This window comes from Caenibacillus caldisaponilyticus, assembly GCF_002003465.1.
GTDB lineage: Bacteria > Bacillota > Bacilli > Bacillales > Sporolactobacillaceae > Caenibacillus > Caenibacillus caldisaponilyticus.
Genome location: NZ_BDDQ01000037.1, coordinates 12,782 through 28,209, shown reverse-complemented (window position 1 = coordinate 28,209; position 15,428 = coordinate 12,782). Strand labels below are relative to the sequence as shown.

At 35.4% G+C, this 15,428-nt stretch carries 10 protein-coding genes; 7 read left to right on the top strand and 3 right to left on the bottom strand.

The features are described from left to right. The coding region (locus tag CCB157_RS11475) for a transposase (protein WP_193432293.1) at positions 1 to 268 on the bottom strand (268 nt) is incomplete at its 3' end. 159 nt (positions 269 to 427) lie between these two features. Between CCB157_RS11475 and CCB157_RS18525 the strand changes: the two genes are divergently transcribed. The 3 genes from CCB157_RS18525 to CCB157_RS11460 all read left to right on the top strand — a co-directional run bounded on the left by CCB157_RS18525 (position 428) and on the right by CCB157_RS11460 (position 2,741). Next, positions 428 to 658 carry a YqxI family protein gene (locus tag CCB157_RS18525; RefSeq protein ID WP_501162017.1) on the top strand — a complete coding sequence of 77 codons (231 nt, stop codon included), beginning with the start codon at positions 428 to 430 and terminating at the stop codon, positions 656 to 658. Positions 659 to 705: 47 nt separating this feature from the next. Further along, a complete protein-coding gene (locus tag CCB157_RS11470; RefSeq protein WP_077616029.1) occupies positions 706 to 894 on the top strand; it encodes a hypothetical protein in 189 nt (62 codons plus the stop codon). A gap of 938 nt (positions 895 to 1,832) precedes the next feature. Beyond that, positions 1,833 to 2,741 (top strand): protein rep, encoded by a 909-nt coding sequence (locus CCB157_RS11460; RefSeq protein ID WP_369688675.1) that lies wholly within the window; start codon positions 1,833 to 1,835, stop codon positions 2,739 to 2,741. Here CCB157_RS11460 and CCB157_RS11455 read toward each other — a convergent pair. After that, positions 2,733 to 4,196, bottom strand: coding sequence for an amino acid permease (locus tag CCB157_RS11455; protein ID WP_077616027.1), 1,464 nt, complete (start codon positions 4,194 to 4,196; stop codon positions 2,733 to 2,735). The two genes, CCB157_RS11460 and CCB157_RS11455, sit on opposite strands and share 9 nt — an antisense overlap. 1,047 nt (positions 4,197 to 5,243) lie before the next feature. On the opposite strand from CCB157_RS11455, the gene CCB157_RS18080 reads away from it, so the two are divergent. Next, positions 5,244 to 5,591 carry an NUDIX hydrolase gene (locus CCB157_RS18080; RefSeq protein WP_238594690.1) on the top strand — a complete coding sequence of 116 codons (348 nt, stop codon included), beginning with the start codon at positions 5,244 to 5,246 and terminating at the stop codon, positions 5,589 to 5,591. Between the two features lie 488 nt (positions 5,592 to 6,079). Here CCB157_RS18080 and CCB157_RS11440 read toward each other — a convergent pair whose 3' ends face one another. Further along, the gene (locus CCB157_RS11440) at positions 6,080 to 6,490 is read right to left on the bottom strand and encodes a GNAT family N-acetyltransferase (RefSeq protein ID WP_238594688.1); all 411 of its coding nucleotides are present in this window, start codon (positions 6,488 to 6,490) and stop codon (positions 6,080 to 6,082) included. Between the two features lie 590 nt (positions 6,491 to 7,080). On the opposite strand from CCB157_RS11440, the gene CCB157_RS11435 reads away from it, so the two are divergent. The 3 genes from CCB157_RS11435 (at position 7,081) to CCB157_RS11430 (ending at position 15,399) form a co-directional block, all read left to right on the top strand. Continuing rightward, positions 7,081 to 7,785 (top strand): 4'-phosphopantetheinyl transferase family protein, encoded by a 705-nt coding sequence (locus CCB157_RS11435; RefSeq protein ID WP_158077293.1) that lies wholly within the window; start codon positions 7,081 to 7,083, stop codon positions 7,783 to 7,785. 937 nt (positions 7,786 to 8,722) lie between these two features. Further along, positions 8,723 to 8,821: a transposase gene (locus tag CCB157_RS18470; RefSeq protein ID WP_143287024.1), complete on the top strand. Its 99-nt coding sequence runs from the start codon at positions 8,723 to 8,725 to the stop codon at positions 8,819 to 8,821. Between the two features lie 344 nt (positions 8,822 to 9,165). Continuing rightward, complete coding sequence (locus CCB157_RS11430) at positions 9,166 to 15,399, top strand: non-ribosomal peptide synthetase (protein ID WP_077616024.1); 6,234 nt, start codon at positions 9,166 to 9,168, stop codon at positions 15,397 to 15,399. The last annotated feature ends 29 nt before the right edge of the window (positions 15,400 to 15,428 follow it).

Here is a 15,428-nt window from a genome sequence, read left to right as displayed (position 1 = left end):
AGAGTTCGGTGGAAAATTCCCCATCCCTTGTCCGCGGCACGCGCAAGGTCAACCGTCCCACCCGAGTCGTCAATTGCCGGGGATAAGACCCGTTTCGATAGCCTTTTCGCCCCTCTGTGCGCTCATAACGGCCGGCGCCAAGTTGATCCGTTAACTGGGCTTCAAGGATTTGATTCAAGACCTGTTCCAACAGTTTGGCCAGTCCTTGATCTTGCGACAGGAACCCGTGCAGGATTTCATCGCTTATTGTAATATTGTATTGAGCCATAGTTGCTTTCCTCCTTTTTGTTTGGTTTTTGGTTCACTTTCATTCTATCAAAGGGAAAGCAACGTGGCTCTTTTTACATTTCCTTTTTACACAATTTTACGGACTCAACTTAGCTCATCCGTATAAAAAAGGTTCAAATGAAGTTCAACAAAAAAGGCAATTATTTCAGCTTTTCGCCATGGTGGAACACTGTTAAGTAAAATAGTTGCCAAGGCAAGTCCTAAAACAGCAAAATATATTGAAAAATACTCTCATAAAATAGCTAACTTTTTGGAAGAACTGAATAAATGGCAAGAGGGACCTATTGCTTCTGGGTTAGTTCATTTAGGTTTACCACCGGATGTTGCTGGTGAAATAGCAAAAATAATTGTGTTTTTCCTTGGTGTTTAGTTTTAAAGGGTAAATCAGAATATGAAAACACCTAAGGATGATATAGAATGACAAATAAAGATAACAATAAAAAAAATGAAGTAATGGATAATACTTCAAGGAAAATTCTAGAAATTTGGATGTCTATTCCTAGATCTCTAAGAATTTTAGTATTTTGGGTTGTTATTTTTATCATAGCATTAATAGGATGGACAAGGCTTTTAATTGATTTAAAAATAAAGTTCTTCCCTCATTAATTCTTTATTGAGAAAGAGGAAAATCGTCCGAGACCGAAATCGTAAGGGACACTGATCAAGGCAGGTAATCTGCCCTGATTGGTGTCCTTTTTTACAAGACGTTTTTTTTATCGGACGGTGGGGGTCAAGGGGGAGGGCACCTCCACCCTTGCGGAGTGTGTGTCCGAAGTGCAACGTCGGACACTTTTAACTCCGCCTCTCCCACCTGTAAGGTGCGGGGCAAAGTCATTTTGCGCAATTCGGGCAGGCTCCGAATGAGCAAAAATGACTTGCTGAAATGGAGTGATGGCATTCGAACCGGAAGGGAGAATGCCAAAACGGAATGAAGCAACAAGGGAGTGAGGACAGGGAGGAGAACGAGGCTCGCCCTGTCCGAACGACCGTCATCAGCGAGCGGTTTATGACGCAGGGCAAACGAAGTCTTTTTGTCATGGAGAGCCCTTCAAGTAAACTGACCGGAGGTGCCCCAGAGGGCGGATTTTGCCCGATGGGGTCGCCTTCGGGAAGTTTGAAGGGCGCAGGCTCCATGACAAAAAGGAATCGGCTTGACCGAGTAATAAATAGCGAGCGATCGAAAACGCTTGAGGATAGCTTTGGGAATCGAAGCTCTTTCTTGGAGTGAAACCCCTTGTTTCACAAGGGGTTGAACGAGTTTCTTCTTATCTTGATACTATATAGAAACAATGAGATTTTAAAAAATTGGCTTAAACCCTTGATACAACTGGAGTTAAACCGATTTTTTAGCGTAGACGGAAAAAAGCTCCTGTGATAAGGTTAAGTTGTCGAATCTCAATCTATCACAGGGAGCTTTTTACCCTTCTGAAGGGGCTTCAGAAAGGAGATATTCGGTTCATGTATAAAAATAATAACATTGAAACGTTCGATAACGCAACTACAAAAATATTGGTAGATAAGACAAAGGCGGGAAAACAACGAGATTGGCAAGGGAAAAAAGCTGGTCGCAGTTAACGGCAGAACACTTTGACAAAGCGGGATTAGAGAGAAAAGCGGAACGAATGGATGATTGTGCGGATACGTTGGTTTTCAAAAGCACGCCGGAGGGATTAAAACTCTATCAAGCTTGGTTCTGCAAGGTGAGGTTATGTCCGATGTGTAACTGGCGACGGTCGCTCAAAATAGCCCATCACAATAAAAGAATCGTAGAGGCGATCAATGAGCGTTTCAATGTTCGTTGGTTATTTCTGACCCTCACTGTGAAAAATACGGACGGAGAAGGTCTCCCAGAGGCGTTGAAAGCCATGTTTAAGGGGTTTAATAGGCTAACAAAATATAAAGCTTTTAAAACGTCCGTAAAGGGCTATTTTAGGGCTTTAGAGGTTACAAGGAACCGAGATCTTGAAAGTGAATCATTTGGAACGTATCATCCTCATTTTCATGTTTTGCTATGCGTTTCGCCGAGTTATTTTACGAGAAATTACATAAAGCAATCAGAATGGACAAGCCTTTGGAAAAAGGCAATGAAGCTGGATTATACGCCTATTGTTCATGTTGAAAAGGTCAAACCCAAAGAGCAATTGGACGACTTGAAAACCGATGAAAATGAGTTTAAAAAAGCCATCAAGGAACAAAAGGCAATTTTAGAAGTCTCTAAATATCCGGTTAAAGATACGGACGTCATTAAAGGGAATAAGGTCACGGACGAAAATGTGGAAACTGTTTTAGCGTTAGACAACGCCTTGGCATATAAGCGGTTATTCCCTCGTCGTACGGGATGTTTAAAGCGAAAGGCACATAACGGGCGTAACGCCGTCGTCAACAGAAAGGAAAAACAGAGCGCCAGGCCGAACCCATGGTTAGGATGGCCTGGCGCCTGCATTTTATTTTAATTCACACTGATCCAGAGGGATCAGTTTTGTTTTTTTCCACATCTTATGTCCCAGCCATAACATCAGAAACAGCGGCAAGCCGATATAGGACACGAGGATGCCGTTCCAATCGATATGGCCTTTGAGAAACGCCGGGTAGTTTTGGCCCAATATGACAAAGGTACAGAGGGCCACGGCGAACAGCGGTCCAAACGGATAGAATTTCGATTTGTATGGAAGCGCCTTTGGATCTCTTCCTTGCGCCAGATAGGCTTTTCGAAAACGATAATGGCATATGGCAATGCCCAGCCAAGCAATGTATCCGGACAACCCCGAAGCGTTAAGCAGCCACTGATAGACGACGCCGTCGCCGAAAAATGACGTGAGAAAGGCCAAGGTCCCGACGAGCACAGTCAACAGGAGGGCGTTGACGGGCACGCCGCGCTTATTCAACTTGGCGAGAAATCTCGGCGCTTTGCCTTCCCGCGCCAAATCCCAAAGCATTCTTGTCGCCGCATACATGCCGGAGTTGCCCGATGAGAGGACTGCGGTAAGGATGATGGCATTCATGACGGAAGCCGCAAACGCGATCCCGGCTTTTTGAAAGACGAGCGTAAACGGACTCATCGTGACGTCTCCGTTCGCCAGCCGCTCATTGGTATACGGGATCAGCAATCCGATGACCAGGATCGTCAAAACATAGAAAAGGAGAATTCTCCAAAAAATTTGGCGCACCGCGCGCGGGATATTTTCCTCAGGACGGTCCGTTTCCCCCGCGGTCACGCCGAGAAGCTCCGTGCCTTGGAAGGAAAAACCAGCGGCCATTAAAACGCCAAGCATCGATAAAAACCCGCCGTGGAAAGGCGCATCGCCGATGGTGAAGTTTTTCAAACCGATCGCCGGGCCGCCCATGATGCCGAGGATCATGAAAACGCCGGCGATAATAAAGAGAATGACAGTCGCCACTTTGATGATGGAGAACCAATATTCCGCTTCGCCGAATCCCCTGACGGATAAATAGTTCAAAAGAAACATGATGAATAAGCTCAAACCGCTCCATAGATAAGAAGGGCTGTGCGGAAACCAAAACTTCATGATGATCGTGACGGCCGCCAGCTCCGCGGCGATCGTGATAGCCCAGTTATACCAATAATTCCACCCGAGCGCAAAACCGAGCGACGGGTCGACGAACTTGGTGGCATAAGTGCTGAAAGTGCCGGAAACCGGCATATAGGCGGCCATCTCGCCAAGACCGGTCATCAAGAAATAGACCATTACCCCGATCAGCATATATGAAAGCAAGGCACCGCCCGGTCCCGCGGTGTGAATGGCACCGCCGCTTGCCAGGAACAACCCGGTGCCGATGGATCCGCCCAGTGAGATCATCGTCAAATGCCGGGCTTTTAACGCGCGTTTTAATTGGGAAGGACTTTCCGTCTGACTTGTGGTTTGTGTGTGTGAACGGTCTGGTTGCATGGTCAAGACTCCTTTAGTTCTAGTTGCATAAATTCACGGTTGCGCCATCCAATCGACGGTGAAATGTTGCATCCCGCATCATCAGCTTCCAGTGACAGCATATCACGTTTGCCGCTATGTAAACGTGACCGTTTTGTTTCCATTTGGGAACATCCCCGGCTTTTTCTGGAATATTCGTCTCCCGGTTCATCCCCATCGGCTATAAGCCCGGTTTACACGGGTTCGCTTTGCCTTTACTTAAATAGCGGCGGCCTCGACCGAGCGGCATTTGTTTTGATGGGGAAGGGGAGATTAATCGATTGTGCCCATAAGCTTTGATTATAAAGGGGGTTCCGGTTTTGTCATCGTCACGCCGTGCGGGATGTGGCGAAAGCCGCCAATCAAACATTTTACCATAAGCTGAACGAAAACAAGGATGTAATGGCCGGCATATGAGCGCCTTTTATTTTTGACCGGCGGATTTTATGGGATGGGACTTGGGTTTGAGAGGATTTCAAGGGAGTTAGGATCGGTGTTTCAAAAACTTAAAAGGATTTTGGCCCGCATACGGTGCGTCGAACAGATCTTTCGGGCACTAATTTTTTACGAAAATTGGGCTTATCGAATGATGGGCGGTTGGGGAGGGGATAAATTCGGAATAGCATGGAGATGATCATTCATTATTTATTCTGGAGATACAAGCCTGGTAAGACAGCAAACGACGGTGTGTTCTCTATTGTCTTAAACAAATTTTATGAAATAATATAGTTAATTCTAATTAAGAGGAAAAAGTTTAAGAAAGAAGGTTATAGATAAAGAGTATTAAACTTTACTGTCTATTTGAGAATACTCCCTTGAACTGAATCCTTGGTGCAACACGCGTACACTCTGTTGATATTATAAAGAAACGACTAGACAAACAAAGATGGTATTAAAAGAATGGTGAAATTATCGATGGATATAGAGAAAATCAATATATTTGACGAAAATAACCGCCGCATCTGAGTGGCGACACGTGAAGAAGTCCATCGAATCGGCCATTGGCACGCCACGTTCCATTGTTGGATGATGAGCAGAGAAAACGGCAAAGATTACACTCACTTGCAAATACGCAGTGGTAAAAAGAAGGACTTCCCCAACCTGTTAGATGTAACAGCGGCTGGCCATATATTAGCGAATGAAACGATTGCTGACGGCATTAGGGAGGTTAAAGAGGAGCTTGGTATGGCCATATCCTTTAATGACCTTATATCACTAGGCGTAATCAAGGATCAAATCGTTCAAGACGAATTTATTGATCGAGAATTAAGTCACGTTTTTCTATATAGAAGCGAAGATAACTTGTATGACAGATTTAAGTGGCAAGAAGAAGAAGTGTCAGGAATTGTAAAAGCGGAATTTGCCTCCTTTTTATGAACTGTGGTTAGGGGAGAAACAAGCGGTTAAAATTGAAGGGTTTGAGATGTGTGAGGACGGCAAAAGAGCCAAAATTAATAGAACGGTAAGCAAAGATAGCTTTCTCCCGCATGATAAGGCCTACTATGAGGGGGGTTTTAAAGTCTATTAAAAAAGAGTTGGAATCGAAGGATTAGAACCATTAAGCATCATTTTTGCTTCATTCCTTCTATGTGAGAAATTCTATATGGACTTAAATATGCCCCATTAACCGTCTCTCAAGATTTGGGCTGGTTTTATATTATACATAATATAAATTATGTAAACTAAATGGTTTATTAAAAGGGAGCCAAAAGGGCGGCTCCCATTCGAAACCTTTGCATCACTTCTATGAAAAAGATGAATCCCCACATAATGAAGAGTCGATTCCGTCTAAACAAGAGCAAGAGAAGGGAGATTATATTTTTTTATATACGAACTCCCTTTGCTTGACGAATCCGTGTTTTTTTCTAAAAATTCTCTGCCACGGTGTTGCCGACCCAATAATCCAATTCAATGACATCAATGCCATGCTTTTTAGCGATGTTATAGATTTCTTCCATTAATCGCGTGCCGTAACCTTTTTTTCTTTGGGTTTCCACGATGCTGATTTGGTGGACGAAAACGGATCGATACGCTCTTCTAAAAGGGTTTTCGGGATATTCCCGAATCTCGATCATCGCAAAGCCGAGGGGCTCCCCGCCGTCTTCTAAAAGAAGAAAGATAAAACCGTCTTTATGGACGATGTCTTTGAAAAATTGTTTTACATCGTCATAGTTATATTCTTTAAAGTAATCGGGTTTTAGCTCAAAATGGATCTGTTGCACGGGCTGATTTAACTTGGCAATGAGTTCGTAATCCGTCGTTTGAGTGACCTTCATAAGCAGCCTCCTATATATAACTTCAAGAAAGGATCACGGGTTACATGCAAGATCAAATCTGCCATACGCCTCTTCCCCATCAAGATCGCTTCTACGAACCATTCCCCCTTTTGAGTCTTTTCCGACGAATGGCGTGATTCAACTTCATCACGTCATGGACAAGCCAAAGAGAAAAGAATAAAATGGTAAATAAAAATTTCAGTTTAGGCAATGTTTATCAACTATATGTTATAAAATTCACCTTTATATGATAAAAAAGATAAGATGAAATATTCGAGATGTCATTCGATCGTTCATAAACATCATGCTAACGCCAATATAGCTCAACTGAATTTTTTTAGAAAGTTACACGAAATGACTACTTTTAGGTACCATATAAATTTAAATATAACAAGCGATCTGTAATACGATAAATGATTTATTATCTAACTCAAGATGACAGGGGACCCATGGACAATTCAAAGGATGTTTTACAATTCAATAAACGAAATAGAATTAACCGAACAAATTACAACAGTATGACATAGCAACAGACATTAATCGAGGATGTCTAGCTAACGAACTGATGAATTTTTAGGAGGAGTTTAATGATGGAAGTTAAAACAATTAAAATATATTTTGTTATTTTGCCTAAAGAGATACCAAAAGATATCTTGTATAAAAAAGTATCAATTTTAGATATTAATGAAAGGAAAATTTTCGAAAGGTATAGAACTAAAGATAAAAAAATTGAATTTTTAACGGGTAGAATACTTGCTAAAAATATGATAAGCAAAGAATTTAATACATCAAATAGGAAAATTTCTTTTTATAAAAATTCATTTGGAAAACTATTTGTAGAAAGAGATTGTATACCAAGAGGAAAACCACCAATATATTTTAATTTGTCCCATTCGAATGGAATTGTTACATGCGCTATTAGTTCGAATTTACATATAGGGATAGATGTTGAAAATATTAAACAAGATTATCTTGATATTATGGAACAGATATATCTACCTAAAGAAATAGAATTTGTAAATAATGGAATGAATAAAAATGATAAATTAAGAAGATTTTATTTAATATGGACATTAAAAGAATCTTTAACTAAAGCTTTAGGTTTAGGTCTTTCTCTTTCTCTAAAATCTTTTAAAGTTCCTTTGGATTTTAATGGCGGTAAATATATGAATTTTGTATTTAAAACATTTATTGTAAATGATTATATAATTTCGGTTGCAGTTCTATACAAAAAGGGGGTATTTTACAAGTTTACTCTTAAAAAGCTAAGTTGGAAAAAACTATTTTGCACTTAATTTTTTATTCATGAAGAGTTAATAGATATCTCATTAAAGAGTGATTATAAAAACAGAATCGGAATTGAACAAAACTGAGTATACGAATTACTTTCACTATCAACGGTAGCTGTTTTGAATTGCCTTTTGGAGAAATAGTAATAACTTTTATCACCGCTTGTTTTCTGCTGTGTGATTTAGGGATATTGTGGCTAGACAAAAGGTGTCTATCGTTCAGAAAAGGCTACCGTACAGGCTTTACTTTACCCACTGTTAAAACTGCTACAACTCTTGATGCCTCCATATTACACGTGAACTTCCATATCGTGTTGTTTGAGCCTTACAAAAGACAGAACGAGTTCCTTGGAGAAACGATCTGAAACGATCTTTACCCTTTATAAAGGAAAGGGTAGCCCGCGTCAAATCGGCAAATTTGTAGAGCAACCTTTAAATAGACATGCTTATTTACCAGCCAAAATTACGAAAACGGACTAAAAGATATCGAAAAATAGCAAATACGCCCCTTAGAGCCGAACTATTTTGCGGTTTATTTAGATGCGTTATTTTTCAATGTTCGCCGGGATTCGATGAAAAAGCGATATATTTGGCCTTAGGGATTGACCCTTGAGGGCAAACAAGAAGCCTTAGGTTTTTATGTCGGGGAAAAATCCCCAAGTATCCAGAAAAGAAATCTTAGAAGACCTTTATCATTGCGGGGTTCGGCGCCTATTACTTGGCATTTTTGATGAGCTGCCGGGATTGGAAACCGCCATTCGCCATATCCTAAGGCAGATGTGCAACAGTGTATCGTACATAAAATGCGGAATACGCTCTCTAAAGTCAGAAAGGTAGATCCAACGGAGCTAGTCTCTGATTGTTTTTAAAGCGGATTTGCTTAGACTAGAAAATTAAAAAAATGAAAAGGGGCATCGAATCATGGGAAAATGTATGATTCGCCCTGCTGAATTTCTATAAATATCCTAAAGATGTGCGCAAATTCATCTATACCAACATGATTGAACGGGCAAATAAAGAGATTCGAAAAAAGCTTATATAAATTTATTGACACAGCCCGTAAAGAATAAAGAATAAAAAATAGGTCCTTTTTCCTATATTAAAACAAATCACCATATGTTATATTTCAATATATAATTCAAAAAACACCTATTTATACTCTCCAATTATAAGCCGCTCATAAGTATCAGTATACACCCCATTTAATAAATACCCAAAAAGATATAAATTTTAATTTTATGTTTCTTATCCTTGCATAATCTATGTTCTTGTTTCGCTAAATCAATAACAAAGACTAAAGTTACTTAAACGTTTCACCTTAAACCTATAGGTAATCAAAATAATGTTATCTTAGATAAAATCCATTTTTGATAGGAGTTGAAATAGGTGGATAAAAGGGAAATGAAAGAACTTTTAGATAAGAATTGTAATAAATCAGTGAATGAAAATAGCGTTTATTATGGAAAGCTTATACATCATTTTATTGAAAATCAAGCGAGGAAAAAACCTCTTGAAATTGCAACTATTTTCGATGGAAAAAAGTATACATATTCTGAATTAAATTCGCGTGCAAATCAATTAGCAAGAAAGCTAATTTTAAAAGGCATAAGAAAAGGTATGATTGTAGGTATTATTTCAAAACGTTCCCATGAGATGATAATCGCGGTACTAGCTTTATTAAAAATTGGTGCTGTCTATGTTCCAATTGATCCAAGGTATCCAAAAGAACGAATTAAATTTATAATAAAAGATTGTAAAATTAAATTTTTGTTAACCCAGCAATCATTTCTCTTAGATGACTTTAATTTAGAGATCATTTTAATTGATGATAATAAAAATTATGTTGGGAATGGAAATAATCTATTAACCGAAATTGATGAAAATTCTCCAGCATATATTATTTTTACTTCTGGATCGACCGGAAAACCAAAGGCAGTTGTTGCAACACATGCAAATGTGGTAGCTTTTATAACAAGTTTTAATAAAACGTTCAATATATCAGAAAAAGATGTTTCATTGCAACAAACATCCTTTTCTTTTGATTGGTTTGTTGGCGAGGTTTTTACAATTTTGTCAAGTGGGGGCAAGGTTATCATTCCAAAGGATGAGGAAATCTTAAATCCTATTAGATTAAAAGAGATTATTGATTTTTACAAAGTATCAATATTGATTTGTACTCCCATTACATTAAATGAGTTTAATAAATTAAACCCTATGAGGTCTATTAGAATTTTTATAAGTAGTAGTGATGTTCTTAAAAAGGAATACTATACCAATTTAATCAAATACTCAGAAGTATACAATATGTATGGTCCTACTGAAACTACTGTAGTCGCAACCTATTATAAGTGCACATCCGAAGAAGACGCTATAATTCCTGTTGGGAAACCATTAGAAGGTTATCAAATTTATATTTTAGATAATCATTTAAGAAAAACGCAAATCGGAGAGGTCGGTGAAATATATATCTCTGGAAAAGGTGTATCAAAAGGGTACTTCAACAGAAATGATTTAACTGAAGAAAAATTTATAAAAAATCCATTTGATAAACAATATTTAATGTACAAAACTGGAGATCTTGGTAGGATACTATCAGATGGAAATATTGAACTTATTGGCCGTAAAGATCATCAAGTTAAAATTCGAGGATATAGGATTGAAATTGGTGAAATAGAGAGCCTTATATTAAAAATTAAGGGAATAAAGGAAGTAGTTGTTTTACCGGTCGGCGAAAATCCCGAGGTGGAACTTGTAGTATATTTTACTAGTGATAATAAAATTTCAAGTAAAATTATTAGGGATTATCTATTGAAATATCTTCCATATTATATGGTACCAAAATACTTTAAACAATTAAAAAATATCCCACTAACAATTAATGGAAAAATCAATAGAGCCCAACTTATAAAAGATTTACAGTTATCAATCAACAAAAATTATACAGCTCCAAGGAATAAAAGAGAATATATACTATCTAATTTATGGAAGGATATTCTATTGTGTGATTATATAGGTATTGATGACAATTTTTTTGAACTTGGTGGTAATTCATTAAGCGCAACTCTTTTAATCGGTGAAATTAAAAAGGTATTCAATATTGAACTATCATTAAGTGATTTTTTTAAAACTCCTACTATAAGGGAGATTTCTGGGTTAATAGAGAAAGATATTAATAATAGATTTCAAAAAATTTACAATACAGGATCAAAAAAATACTATAAAACTTCCTTTGCGCAGAAAAGAATGTTTACATTAACTGAAATGGAGCCATTTAATATTAAATATAATATTCCTTTAGCTTTTGAAATAGAAGGGGATTTAAAATTAGATCAATTAGAAAAAGCATTTAATAATCTAATTAGAAGGCATGATATTTTAAGAACTAGTTTTCACATAGTTGAAAACGATCTTTTTCAAATTATTCATAAAAAATTTGAATTTAAATTAGAATATTACGTTCAAAAAGAACATAAACTGGAAAGTTTATTAAAAAAATTCATTAAACCATTTGATTTAAAAAAACCATGTCAGTTAAGAGCGGGCATATTTCATATAAATAAAAATAAACACATACTCTTATGTGATATACATCATATAATCGCAGATGGTATTTCGTGCGAAATATTAATATCAGAATTATTTGACTTATATAATCAAAAACCGCTTCCACCTGTTTCGTTATCATATAAAGACTATTCTGAATGGGAGCAAAATGATTTTGTTTATGAACTTGAGAAACAAGAAAATTATTGGTGCGATTTATATTCTGATTTTGTTGAAAAGCCCTATTTGCCTTCTACTTTTAGTAATGTAGTAGATGATACTAAAATAGCTGGAAAAGTTGAATATCAATTTGATCAAGAGTGCCAGTTGATTATAAAAAATATGATGAGAGAGACAGGAAGTACCTTATATATGGTGTTATTAGCAGCGTTGAATATAGTTATTTCAAAGTACTCAAATTCAAATGATATAGTTGTTGGTACACCTGTATTCGGACGTACTCATCCAGATGTAGAAAATATTGTTGGAATGTTTGTGAATAATCTTGCAATGAGAAATAAACCATGTTCAAATAAAAAAGTTAGAGATTTTCTTTATGAAGTAAAAGAAAATACTATTAGAGCAATTGAAAATCAGGATTATCCTTTTGACAAATTGGTTGAGAAATTAAACTTAAAAAGAGATAAAGGTAACCCATTATTTGATGTAGATTTTGGTGTGGATAATTTTATGAATAAAAAACCAGAGGTTAAGGATCTTGTTATTAGAGATTTCCCTATCAATTTACAACCAGCCAAATTTAATATGAGTATAATGGCAAGAGAATTGAGGGGGATTGTATCGATTAGTATAGAATATAATAGTAATCTTTTTGATAAGAAATATATTAAAAATTTTTTGTTCCATTATGAAAGAATTTTAAAAGAAATGTATAGGAAGTTTGAATCAACAATCGGAGAATTAAAAATGGTATCAGATAATGAAGAGAAGGAAATTATTAATAATTACGCATATAAAGGGTATTTTGACTGTAAGGGGATCACGATTACTGAAATGTTTCAAAAACAAGTCCAAAAAACACCTGGGGCTATTGCATTAGTATGTGGTAATCAGAAATTAACATATAGAGAACTGTATGACAAAAGTATACAAGTTGCTCAAACACTAATTAAGGAAGGAGTTAAACCAAATCAATTAGTGGGTATTATCGCTGAAAGATCATTGGAAACAGTAGTTGGTATTTTTGGGATTTTACTTTCAGGAGGAGCATATTTACCCATTGATCCTTTGGCGCCTGCAGAAAGAAAAGAATTCATTATTAAAGATAGTTCAATTTCAATATTATTAACAGTCAATGGTGAAGTCGATGATATTTCTTATAACGGTAAAGTTATATCTATACAAGACGAAATAAACAAAAATATTACAAATTTCCTTTTTGTAGAAAATAGTCCAACTGATTTAGCATATGCAATATACACATCCGGTTCTACGGGTCAACCGAAGGCGGTGTTAATTGAACATCAGAGTGTCGTGAATTTAGTACATGCATTATCAGAAGAAGTATATTCTCAATATGATAACCTTCAAGGAGCGATGCTTTCTCCTTTTCACTTTGATGCTTCCGTAGAACTTATTTTCGTTTTATTACTGAATGGACATACGCTACATATTGTAACAGAAGATATTACAAAAGATGGATATGAATTAATTAGATACTATGAAAAACAACAGATTGAATTGTCAGATGGTACGCCGGCACATTTAAAAATGATAGGAGAATGTTTGAGTCCTGAGAATGATCTCGTGCTTAAACATTTACTCATTGGTGGCGAAAGACTTTTAGTAGATACTGTCCGTAATGTTTATAAAAAATTAAATAAAGTTGTTATATCAAATGTTTACGGTCCAACAGAATGTTGCGTTGACACAACAATTTACCATATAGATCGTAAAGATTTAAACAATTTAAAGGAAATTCCAATAGGTAAACCAATTAGAAACGTAGGAACGTTTGTTGTTGATCAGAATAATCACTTGGTGCCAATTGGTGTATGGGGAGAACTGTGTGTTTGCGGCCCAGGACTTGCGCGAGGTTATTTAAATCACGATGAATTAACAAAAGCTAAATTCGTAGATAATCCTTTTATTAAAGGAGAAAGAATGTATAAAACGGGCGATATAGTAAGGTGGTTGCCTGATGGAAATTTAGAATTTTTCGGGCGCAATGATGATCAGGTAAAGATAAGAGGTTATCGAATCGAAATAGGTGAAATAGAAAAAACAATTCTTGAGATGAAGGACGTTAAGGATGCGGTTATAATATCAAAAGAATTTAAGGATGGAGAAAAATATTTATGCGGATATGTAGTATGGAAAGATGAAAAGAAAGAAAGGGAATTAAAGAGCTATCTGTTAAAAAGATTACCTGAATATATGATTCCTAATTATATTGTATCATTAAATGCATTGCCCTTAACTCCAAATGGAAAAATAGATAAAAAAGCATTACCTGATCCATTGAATCAAAATTCAAACCAATTATATTCCGCGCCAAGAAACGAGATAGAGATGGAACTGGTTCAGATATGGCAAGACGTGTTAGAAAGGAATAATATTGGAATTGATGACAACTTTTTTGAACTTGGTGGACGTTCGATAAAGGCAACAGTATTATTACATCAAATTAGAGAAAAATTTAAAACACCACTTACTTTACAAGATGTTTTTAATTCACCCACTATTAAAGAGTTGTCAGAATTAATCAAAGTAAAAGGCGAAGATCATAAATATAGTCAAAACACAGATTTAGAAGTCGAAACCAAAAAACACACAAAATTATATAATATAGAAAATATGAAGCTATTTGTACTTAACTATATGGATGTTATTAAAAATAATTTAGTTAGGTCCTCTGTCCAAACTATATATGATATTGGTATAATTATGAACAAAATTTGTGGTAATAATGAAAGTAAGAAAATACGAAGTGATTATTTAATAGACTTTACTTTTGAAACTACTTTTTCACCAAATTATATAATAAAACAAATAAATAAGCTAATAAATGAACAAGAGGTTTTCAAAACAATTATTGTTAAAATTGGGGATAAATATAAATTTAAAGTATTTAGTAATACATTTTTATCGGAATGTATTATTGACCTTTCTCACTTAATAAATTATCAACAAGAAGAAATAATTAATGAATTAATTAAAACTATTGAGTTAAATTTAAGTGAAAAAAGTTATGTTAATAATTTAATGTATAATTTTCTTCTTTTAAAAATTAGTACAAATAAATATAGATTTGTGATGTTAATTGATCATCAAATTGCAGATATTCACACGGAAAGAATTATTAAATTATATTTGACCAATTCTATTGATAAGAAAATAGACCATATGCCTTTTCGTCATTATGTTAAAGAAATACTTTGCGCAAATAATGAAGAAAAATATCAATATTTAATTACAACAGATCTCTATAGGCAATACTTTAAAACATCAGTATCTCTAAATAATAAACTTAACAGAACATCTTTTAATAAACCCTTAATTTTTTCTGCTCCTTTAGTTTTAACAATAGATGGATTAAAATCTGATATTAATTTCAATATATTAAGGATACTTTTAGATGTAGTTATTACAATGCTAAGCACTCAATTTAAAATAACTGATATTCCGATTAGAATACAATATAATTGGCGTTTTTTCTCTAACTTTAATTACTTCAACACAATTGGAAATTTCAGTGATGGTATACCATGTACATTTAATATTAATATGCCAGATTTTTATTCGTGGTATGAAAAAATGCTAAAAAAAGTTTTAGATAAAAATATAAGATTTAGAGAATTAAATAATAGCATAAAAACATCAGAGTTTATTTACCATTTATCCCCATTTTCTTTGAATTATTTAGGCGATTATACATCAGAATTATTTTTGAGAAAAGAATACTCAAAAAAATTCTCTTTCCCGATCCAAGCTTATTCTATAAATACAAATAAATTAATCATACTATTTAATAATGGATATAGTCCAAAAAATTTGAGCAAAATTGCTAATTACTTAGATGAATATGGATTAAAATCAAATTTTAAATATATATGACAGATTGTAATATGAAGTGAGACACCATA

Bases quoted from the DNA above. Each gene is read 5' to 3' on its own strand.
- CCB157_RS11455 (WP_077616027.1), bottom strand. From the start codon at position 4,196: ATGCAACCAGACCGTTCACACACACAAACCACAAGTCAGACGGAAAGT.
- CCB157_RS11440 (WP_238594688.1), bottom strand. From the start codon at position 6,490: ATGAAGGTCACTCAAACGACGGATTACGAACTCATTGCCAAGTTAAAT.
- CCB157_RS11435 (WP_158077293.1), top strand. From the start codon at position 7,081: ATGGAAGTTAAAACAATTAAAATATATTTTGTTATTTTGCCTAAAGAG.
- CCB157_RS18080 (WP_238594690.1), top strand. From the start codon at position 5,244: ATGAGCAGAGAAAACGGCAAAGATTACACTCACTTGCAAATACGCAGT.
- CCB157_RS11470 (WP_077616029.1), top strand. From the start codon at position 706: ATGACAAATAAAGATAACAATAAAAAAAATGAAGTAATGGATAATACT.